The 3,590-nt window shown below is 61.2% G+C and carries 3 protein-coding genes and 2 pseudogenes; all 5 read left to right on the forward strand.

Going from position 1 to position 3,590, the window contains the following annotated elements; all coding sequences use genetic code 11:
* Positions 1-199 (forward strand): dihydrofolate reductase family protein (locus ACXJKO_RS30575; RefSeq protein WP_457094778.1); only part of this gene is annotated, 199 nt, incomplete at its 5' end.
* A gap of 452 nt (positions 200-651) precedes the next feature.
* Positions 652-1,578, forward strand: coding sequence for a S1C family serine protease (locus ACXJKO_RS30580; protein ID WP_457094779.1), 927 nt, complete (start codon positions 652-654; stop codon positions 1,576-1,578).
* Between the two features lie 358 nt (positions 1,579-1,936).
* A pseudogene (locus tag ACXJKO_RS30585) lies at positions 1,937-2,137 on the forward strand (response regulator transcription factor); the annotation flags it as partial.
* A gap of 81 nt (positions 2,138-2,218) precedes the next feature.
* The gene (locus tag ACXJKO_RS30590; RefSeq protein ID WP_457094780.1) at positions 2,219-3,232 is read left to right on the forward strand and encodes a S1C family serine protease; all 1,014 of its coding nucleotides are present in this window, start codon (positions 2,219-2,221) and stop codon (positions 3,230-3,232) included.
* 147 nt (positions 3,233-3,379) lie between these two features.
* A pseudogene (locus ACXJKO_RS30595) lies at positions 3,380-3,590 on the forward strand (IS110 family transposase); the annotation flags it as partial.

The raw sequence follows: 3,590 nt of genomic DNA on the forward strand, positions 1-3,590 counted from the left end.
AGCGAGCGGCAAACTCGCATTCGAGCTGGACCGGCTGGATCTGATCGACGAGTACAAGCTCCTCGTTCATCCCAGGATCGCCGGCCACGGCCCGACCCTGTACCAGGGCGGGCTGCCCAGTACGCGACGGCTCGAGCTGATCTCGGCGAAGCCGCTCCGCAATGGCGTGGTCGCCATGCACTACCGGCATGGGCGTTGACTCAGAGCAGCTTCATCGCGCTCAGGTCGGAGGACCACCGGAGTGCAATCCCTTGTCTCCGGCTCGGCTAAGTCGGGCTCACGCGCTGCTGAGGTGCTCCCCCACAAGCTGGCGTTTCGAAGATCCGCTTCCGGTCAGACAGCGAAATCCCTGGCGCTCTAAGAAGGTCGGCTGACGTCCCGAGCCTGTGTGAAAACGCTGACGAGCCACTCCTCGAAGAAACTTTATGTCTCTTGAGCCTTATTAGGCCGCGAAATTCCCGGTGCAGACGCCAGAACTTGTACAAATATTTCACGCTAGTCGGCCCGGTTCGCGTTTTCACACAGGCTCGTCCCTTGAGCTGACCAAGTGCTTTCTTCCGAGGAGTGCCAGAACCCAACCTAGCCACCCGGGCAGTACCCAGGAAAGGTGTTTAACAGCAGGATGGACGGCAATCATCAGGGAGCCGCATCATGTCCACCCCGTCACCCAACCCCTCTTCGCTCGACGCCATCTCAGATCGCGTGGCTAACCTTTGCGATGGAATCGCGGCGAGGCTTGTCGTGATCCGCGGCCCTCGACGCAGATCCTCGACAGGCATCATCTGGCGCCCCGGACTGGTCCTCACAGCAGAAGAAGCGCTGGAAGCAGACGAAGACATTCTAATCAGCCGCCCCGATGGAACCCAAGTCGCTGCAAGTCTCGTGGGTCGTGATCCAAGCACAGATATTGCCCTTCTGCGGACCGAGGAGCAGCCTATCGCCGATGCTCCTTTCGCAGACACATCCGGGCTCCGCGCCGGACATTTTGTGCTTGCGGCGGGTCGTCAAGCTGAGGGGTTGTGCGCCGCCCTTGGCATCGTGGCTCTCGCAGGTGGCCCCTGGAGAAGCTTGCGCGGCGGCCATATCGACCGCAGGCTCTATCTGGATATCAAGCTCGACGCTCGGTCGGAAGGGGGAGCCGCTCTCGACATCGATGGAAAGATCCTCGGAATGACAGTGCTCGGTCCCCGAGGACGCGTTCTTGTCATCCCGTCCGAGACGATCGAACGCGTGGCACAGCAATTGCTCGCCCATGGCCGGATCGCTCGCGGCTATCTGGGGCTCGGCTTCCAGCCTGTGCGGATCGATCAAACCGTTGCCGATGCGGCAGGGCTTGCAGAACCTAGGGGGCTCATCGTCATCAGTGTGGATCCCAACGGCCCCGGGCAGAGATCCGAGATCAAGCAAGGCGATATTCTCATCCGCTGGGATGCCAATCCCCTGTACTCGGTCCGTGGCGTCTATACGCTCCTTGGGCCTGAGAGCGTTGGTCGGTCCATCACGCTTGGGATGCTGAGAGCGGGGAAACAAATATCTGTGACTGTCGAGATCGCGGAGCGTCTCGAACCTCAAGAGTGAAGCAGTGCGGCGCATCACGCTCCAAATCGATGATCCAGACCTGCTCGATCTCATCAACACGATGTTGGCCAGCGAGCAGGACAGGATAGCTCTGGACTCCAGAGAGCCCGATGTGGTGATCGCCGATCACTTGGTTGTTTGCGAAGGGGTGCCGATCATTGTTCTTGAAGACACCGCGAACCCGCTTGAGACCCTGAAGGCCGGAGCCAGCGGAGTGCTGCCCCTTAATCCCACCCTCTCGGATCTGCTGCTAGCCATCGATGCTGTAGCCCACGGCTTTGCGATCTTGCCGCGCGATGTCCAATGGCCGGAGAGCCCGCGAGATCACACCTCGGACAAACCCTTTCCCGCCCAGCAGGATCCCATGCTCACGGCCCGGGAACTTGAGGTCCTGCGGTTGCTGGCAGAGGGGACCTCCAACAAGCTGATCGCCCGAAAGCTCGGGATCTCCTTCCATACCGCTAAGTTCCATGTGGCTTCCATCGCGGCAAAGCTCGACGCTACAGGCAGAACGGACGCGGTCGCGCAGGCCGTGCGCCTCGGGCTCATCCTGTTGTGACTAGCGGTAGAGGTTAGGTTCTTGGATCAAGACCTCGCCATTACCATATAACTTAAAACGTTATAATCGTCAGAGTTTCTCATGCTTGATCGCACCCCGACCTTTCTTCTTCATGCCAACAACCCGCCTTCAGAGCCGCAGCCCTCACCTGCTCCCGACGAGGTTCTGCTCGACGCCTATTCGCATTCAGTCACGAGCGTCGTGGACCGCATCGGCCCTGCCGTGGTCCGGGTGGAACCTCAAGTCTCGGGCCGTATGGCCGGAATGGGCTCCGGCGTGATCATTTCGCCGGACGGTCTCCTGCTCACCAACAGCCATGTCATGCAAGGCGCGCGGGACGCGAAGCTGACTGGTTCCGACGGGCGTCAATTTCGAGCACGATTGATCGGCGATGACGCCGATACGGATCTTGCTCTGTTGCGGGCCGACGCCAATGGGCTCCCGTTTGCGACCCTCGGCAATTCCAAACGTTTGAAGCGCGGACAAATCGCCATTGCCATCGGCAATCCGCTCGGGTTCGAGTCAACAGTCACCGCCGGAGTGGTTTCGGCCCTCGGGCGCAGCCTGCGTGCAAAATCGGGGCGGCTGATCGATGACGTGATCCAGACCGACGCGGCCCTGAACCCGGGCAACTCCGGCGGACCGCTCGTCGCGACGTCCGGGGAGGTCATCGGCATCAACACGGCCATGATCATGGGTGCACAGGGCATCTGCTTTGCGGTGGCCAGCAATACGGCGAGCTTTGTCGTGACGGAACTGATCCGTCATGGACGCGTCCGGCGGGCTTCGATCGGCGTTGCGGGACAGACGGTGCCGCTTCCGCGGCGTGTCGCTTATGCGGTCGGACTGTCTCTCAGCTCAGGAGTTGTTGTCGCGGCCGTCGAGCCCGATAGTCCCGCAGCCCAGGCGAACCTTGAGCAAGGCGACGTCCTCCTCGCGCTCAATGGCGAACCAGTCGGGGGCATCGATGACCTCGTGCGGCTTCTGAACGGCGACTGCATTGGGCAGATCGTGGATCTTACAATCCTCCGACGTGGCGAGATGCGCACCCTGCCGATCATTCCCATAGAGCGTCAGGCTCTGAATGGGCGCTGATACCGGAGTTGCGGGAACACGGTTTGACAGTGCTCCTAAGGCGGTCGGATACCGCAGCCCGACAACGAAGCTCAGCTAATGGGATGGACCGGGCGTGCTTACCGGCGCACCCTTCATGAGGGGCGCCCCAGCACGAGGATCTGAGCCATGCCCACAGCTCCGCTTCAGCCCGTTGCCACCCTTGGGATCGACATCGGCAAGAACAGCTTCCACCTCATCGGCCTGGATGCGTGTGGCGCCATCGTCCTGCGCCAGAAGCTCTCGCGTGGGCAAGTTGAAGCTCGGCTGGCCAACATGCCGGCGTGTCTGATCGGCATGGAAGCCTGTGTTGGCGCCCATCATCTCAGCCGCCAACTTC

It is taken from the genome of Microvirga sp. P5_D2 (assembly GCF_054049475.1).